Origin of the sequence: Neobacillus drentensis, assembly GCF_036965645.1 — a bacterium.
Lineage (GTDB): Bacteria > Bacillota > Bacilli > Bacillales > Cytobacillaceae > Neobacillus > Neobacillus drentensis_D.
In genome coordinates, this window is the sequence record NZ_JBALPZ010000023.1 from 19,358 (window position 1) to 25,093 (window position 5,736).

General features: G+C 32.1%; 5 protein-coding genes. 1 reads left to right on the forward strand and 4 read right to left on the reverse strand.

Translation table 11 applies throughout. The annotated features are described in order from the left end of the window. On the forward strand, positions 1-1,368 hold a 1,368-nt coding region (locus tag V7266_RS04410; RefSeq protein WP_335466144.1), incomplete at its 5' end, for a DUF6056 family protein. A 181-nt stretch (positions 1,369-1,549) separates the two neighbouring features. Here the strand turns inward: V7266_RS04410 and V7266_RS04415 are convergent. The 4 genes from V7266_RS04415 to V7266_RS04430 all read right to left on the reverse strand — a co-directional run. Beyond that, positions 1,550-2,866, reverse strand: a complete 1,317-nt coding sequence (locus V7266_RS04415; protein WP_335466146.1) for a glycosyltransferase family 2 protein — start codon at positions 2,864-2,866, stop codon at positions 1,550-1,552. A gap of 36 nt (positions 2,867-2,902) precedes the next feature. Further along, on the reverse strand, positions 2,903-4,426 hold the full coding sequence (locus V7266_RS04420) for a lipopolysaccharide biosynthesis protein (protein WP_335466148.1): 1,524 nt from the start codon (positions 4,424-4,426) through the stop codon (positions 2,903-2,905). Positions 4,427-4,487: 61 nt separating this feature from the next. Next, positions 4,488-5,546: a polysaccharide pyruvyl transferase family protein gene (locus V7266_RS04425; RefSeq protein ID WP_335466149.1), complete on the reverse strand. Its 1,059-nt coding sequence runs from the start codon at positions 5,544-5,546 to the stop codon at positions 4,488-4,490. Next, positions 5,524-5,736, reverse strand: a 213-nt coding sequence (locus V7266_RS04430; protein WP_335466151.1) for a hypothetical protein, incomplete at its 5' end; no start/stop codon positions are given. The genes V7266_RS04430 and V7266_RS04425, both read right to left, overlap by 23 nt.

Here is a 5,736-nt window from a genome sequence, read left to right on the forward strand (position 1 = left end):
GGTGTTTATATGATTTTAAAAAAATATAAATGGTTTATTTTACTTATAGTCTATTTTTTGATATACCTTTTCCATTTTGTTGTTAAAAAATTTCCTGGCGATGACTTACTTTTTTCAAAAGCTACCCAAAACTCAACGCTCATGCACTGGCTTTTCAACAGGTATTTTCATTGGTCAGCCCGAATATTTTCTGATACCATGGTCTATTTCTTTCTTGCCCATAGAGTATGGCTATGGAGGTTAATTAATCCTATTTTTTTATTAGTCCTTTGTTATTCGGTGGTAAGAATTTGGAGAAAAAAAGTAACTCTACTAGAGATCTTGATCGTTCTGGCGATTTTAGGATATTTTGCGCAAAACATATTAAGTTCAGGTGTGTTTTGGATTACTGGTTCCATGTATTATCTATGGCCTATCACACTGGGTCTTATCGCCATGATTCCTTATGCAGATAAAGTGTTTCGAGATTTTGAACTTCAAAACAAGTATATGTTTTTACTATATTTTGTTTCTGGATTTTTTGCCTCAATCGGAAATGAACAAGTTTCACTTTGTTTATCTTGTTTTGCTATTCTCACTCACATAGCATTAGTATTTCAAAAAAAAGAGCAAGATAAAAAATTGCTTTTGATGACTGGATTCATGATAATAGGAACGCTTATTATGATTCTTTCACCTGGAAACAAGGTAAGAACAGTGGCAGAAACCGCTTATTGGTTTCCTACCTTTGGTGAACTTTCTCTTAAAGATCATTTCTATATCGGAACCATATGGGGATATAAAAAAATTTTTTCGGACATGAAATATATCTTATATTTGCTTTCCGTCATAACACTTATCACCTATTTTAAAAATGATAAATTAAAACAGAATATCATTTTCCGATTATTCACCTGTATATTTGTTATTGTTCTTATTCTTCAACTTGAAGGAATCGCACAGGGACTCCTGCATAATTTTGAGGAAATACGTAAATTTCATTTTAGCGAAACTTTGTTGTCATTCCATTTAACAAAGGCTTTTCTTAAGGCTATTTTTCCTTATCTTTTTTGGACACTCTATAGCTTCATGTTCATTTACCTCCTATTGCAAAACACGAAGTTTAAAACATTCACGCTGTTTGGAGTCCTAGCAGTCATTGGTACACTTGTAGTCATGTTTTTTTCACCAACAATATATGGCTCCGGTAATAGGGTATTAACAGTAGGCTCAGTTATCTTAACAGTCATTATAATGGGGAAAATTACGGAAAATCGGTTAATCAATAATTTGTTTTATCTTGGGATGATATGGTGTTTTCCACTTTTCAACTTGTTATATATGATGTATAGGTGGCTCATACATGGGTTTACACCTTTTTTAAAATAGAAACTAATATACGTACATACTTCAGGCTGTATATCCAATTTAAAAAATTGTGATATACAGCTATTTTTATAGTTGATTACGGAAAAAATAGATACAACTAATTAAAAAGAACCCCTTGACCATTAAACAATAAAAAAAAGCCTTCCTACCTAATGAAGACTTTTTGATCAATATTATTCATTTATTTTCCACTAAGCTTTCGAACAAGTGGAAATCTCTTTAATCTTTTTTTCCATAATGTAAATCGGTAGGTATTTCTTAAATCATGATAGATGGACGGGCAATTTTCCTTTGTCCAATTAAACATGTACCTAAAATCCTCAGCATTTCTTGCTGAATTCACAAGATAATACGAAACGGTGTTATGAACTGTATAATTGAACCAATTATCCATATCATTTTTATTAAAGCCGAATTGTTCGATCGCCATGTTTTTAACAATCGTCTTTTCATCTAAATTTTCAACAATAAATTCTTTACTAAGGTTAAAGGTAATATTATTACCATGGATCCGATAAACACCAACGATAGAATCAATAAAGCCTGCATGCCCTACTAATAGTGCCCGCATATAAATGGACGCATCATTCACCATATTCATATTTAGAATACCCATTTCAATGAGTGAGTCCCGTTTAAACACTGTCGTTAATGTGGATAAGGGCTTGGGATATCCAGGCCTTTCAAAATTGATTAAATAGTCGTATTTATTAACAACCTCACTAAGTCCTAAATCAGAAATCTTTAATAGGTCTTTTAAAGAATATTCAAAAAACACATTGGCTGCTACAAACGATACTTCAGGATGGTTCATATGAAAATGGACAGTTTTACTTATGTAATGATAATCAATTAAGTAATCATCATCGTCTAAGAATAGCGTATACTCCCCATCTGCAAAAGATTGAAATGCCTCTCGGCGATTTGTTCCAGGTCCACAATTCTTTTCTTTTCGGATGTAAATGATTTGGGGGTGATTGTTAAAATGTTCCGCCATTAATAGGTCTGTTCCATCACTGGAGTTATCATCAATGGTGATAATTTCGATATTCGGATAATCCTGCGCCAATATACTATTGATCGCTTGAAACAGGTAATCTTTCCTGTTGTAGGTAGTAATAATGACACTAACTTTAGGATAAGAAAAGTTATCTGCGAAAGTTATAGAGGGATTACCTAGCCCCTTCTTACTCATAATAAGGTTTAGCTTATTGATGATTTCATCAAGCTTAAACTCTTCGATAACAAATTGCCTTTTAAGATAAAATCTTAATACACTTTCTGAAGCTTTGCCATCAATAAACTTGAAAATTAATTGTGTTAGGGTTTCATAACGCTCACGCTCATCCTGGCTATGTCCCTTTTGTAAATGTTCATTTGTAAATTTTTTTAAATCCTCATACGTAATCAGTTGCACCTTTAAATCTTGAATATATTCGATCATACTATTTAAAAAGGAGTAACAATCAGCATGTTTAGAACTTTCATACTGGCTCATAAACAATCCTCCTGAAGTAATAATTGGATAGCAAAATTATTGATTTTGTAATTTATATTTCCTTTTATGGAGAAACGTAAATAGATAATTTTTTGTATATAGGTATGTCTCTCTTTCCAATAAGGAATTGGTAAAGAAATAAATAAAGAAGAGAATAATCGTTAAAATAAATGCATATACGAACACGGTAAGATAGGATGTTGGATTTATAGAAATCGAATGTGTAATAAACATAATTATCAAAAAGAGAATTGCATTAAATAGCCATCTCTTCGCTGTTCTCCACGGACTTCGACCTAAAATCGTCTTATTTGCATAGATCACAATATCTGTTGAACGATATAAAACTGCCAATAATGTCCCCATTAAGACCCCATATATTCCAAATAAGTTTACAAATAGCAGCGAGCCAATTAAGTTAATAGCCGATTCAAAAATGGACCGGTACTGTGTTTTTTTAAAATGCCCCGCTATATTTATGACATTATTGCACGAGGAACGAGCATAAACTAATAATTTAATCGCTACAAACAAGATTGGCAGCCATTTGTCAATATAGTTAATATCATGGACTCCCGCTGTGTATAGACGCATAAAAGGCAGTACTAAAATATAGGTAACCGTAAACAGTGTAAAAACTAATGCCATAAAGTAAACCTCATAGGCATCAAACAATTTTAGAAATTTCTCCTTACTATCGTGAAAGGTTTGTCCAAGTACAAAGGTTATGCTGCCACTAACGGTAGTAACTAAATTATCAATGATACTAAACAGCATATTAAACATCACATATACACTTACAACTTTTAGATTGGTGAAAATAGTCAAAATGAGTACATCCGTATTATTAAAAATTAACGATGAAAATTGGTGTACCAATACGGAGTTCTTTTGTGCAATAGAGCCGAAATTGGGATTAACACTTAAGTCAATCCACTTATAATTCCTGCTAATATAAAGATGATAAACAATAACCTGAGCCAGTGTGATAATAAAAAACGATGCTTGCACCATGATAATATCATAGCCGAGATACAACAAAACAATTTTGGCCAAGTTACTTACAATCGTGATAATAGTAGTGAACAAAGTCACGATATAACTTTTACCTTCAGCTGTCAGTAAGATTCTATATTTCCCCTGATAATAGTAGTTAACTGCTCCACCAAGGCCTGTTAATAAGATTACCACCATAATGGTCATTTTATTGATGCTGGAATTAATAACAAGTGGGTAAATAATAGCCAGTGCGATTACGGCAAAAAAATAAACAATCCCTGTTTTTTTATAATAGCTTGAAGTAGCAGCCAATATTTCATTGATACTCTTCTTTTCACCATTGGCTACTGGTTTGTATAACGCTTGTAAGGAAGCTGCACCAACACCAGCTTCTAACAATGTAAAATAAACGATTATTTGAGTTATGGATGTTAATAGCCCATTCACTTCTGAACCAAAGTGAACCAATATAAGCCTTGGAATAAAAATTCCAAGCACGATCGTAATAATCTGACTCCCTATACCCACCAATAAGTTAAGAAAACTTCTTTTTGCTTTCATGAAATACTCCTTAAAACCCGGGTTGTCTTTCCATTCATCTGTTAATGGACATCCTGGGTAATTAAACACCTATAACTGAATCAATAAATTCAAAATGAGCCAATGATTCTCTTTTAATAGTTGATAAATCATAACTTGTTTGTTTCTGATCGAAAAGTATATCAAGATTAATATCTTCTAATGATTCTAAATTAACCATCTCAATTGGGAGATCTAAAAACTTTAAAGTATTTTCGATTTTTGGGTTATAATTAATCGCTACAATTTTTTGATTATACATAAGTGATAAGATGAGTGAGTGAAATCTTGTCGTTAAAAAGGCACGGCACTCTTCGTAGTGGCTTAGAAAACTGCTCATATTGCCTTCATAATTAACAACCTCAATGTGATCACTATTGTTTGGAAGTTTTGATAAAACCTTGTTAATTACTTTTAAATCATTGATTTCATTAGAATTTTGAAAGCTAAAAATCTTTATTTTAGCGTGCTCCTGAATGCTGTTTAACATTTCAGCCATTTTATCTTCATAATCAGGATTCTCTTTTCCAAAATCCATAATGGAAACACCGATAATATTCTCCGTATTCCTTTGGTCACCACCTTTAGACTCAACATCAAAGGAAAAGGCAATATCAGGATAACAATGAAGATTTATATTTTTATCATTAAGAACCTTAAATGATTTTTCATCTCGGACAGATAGATAATCTAATTTTTTAAAAATGTTTTTGTACGCTTTTAGATAGGATGGATCAGAATACGGTCCGAAATTACATCCAATAATGGCACATGGTTTGTTAAATAATTTAAAAGTACGCACCATCAAAAATAAATTCAACCTCTGCATCTTCCAATTTGGCGGCTGTTGAAACATCGATCCGCCAATCATGATATACATATCGTAACTCATAACTTTCTTCAACGCTTGCTTTCGACTAACAATTTTAATCCTAGGATTACCGTGGAAGTTTTTTATTCTATCCTCACTTGGAGTGATGAAATCAAAGTGAGCATTTGGATATCTGTTAATTAAAATTTCTAAGAATAAATCATCGCCAAAATTATTAAAAAAGTAGGCATCAACAGCAATTCTTTTTTTACTGGTATACGTTTTTTTCATTAAATTCTCCTATTTTCCTCTTCAAATAACTTTTTATTACACTGACCCTGCAAAGCATCCTTGCAAACCTAAGATAGTATTTCTCTTTCGCCTCATTTTCGATATACAGGTTCTTTTCAGATGCAAATAGTAAATATTCAACGTATCTCTTTAAAATTTTTATGATTCTAAGTAGATTTTTCTTCATGGA

What these genes read in the sequence shown, in the direction of transcription:
- V7266_RS04415 (WP_335466146.1), bottom strand. Translation starts at nt 2,866, where the DNA reads ATGAGCCAGTATGAAAGTTCTAAACATGCTGATTGTTACTCCTTTTTA.
- V7266_RS04420 (WP_335466148.1), bottom strand. Translation starts at nt 4,426, where the DNA reads ATGAAAGCAAAAAGAAGTTTTCTTAACTTATTGGTGGGTATAGGGAGT.
- V7266_RS04425 (WP_335466149.1), bottom strand. Translation starts at nt 5,546, where the DNA reads ATGAAAAAAACGTATACCAGTAAAAAAAGAATTGCTGTTGATGCCTAC.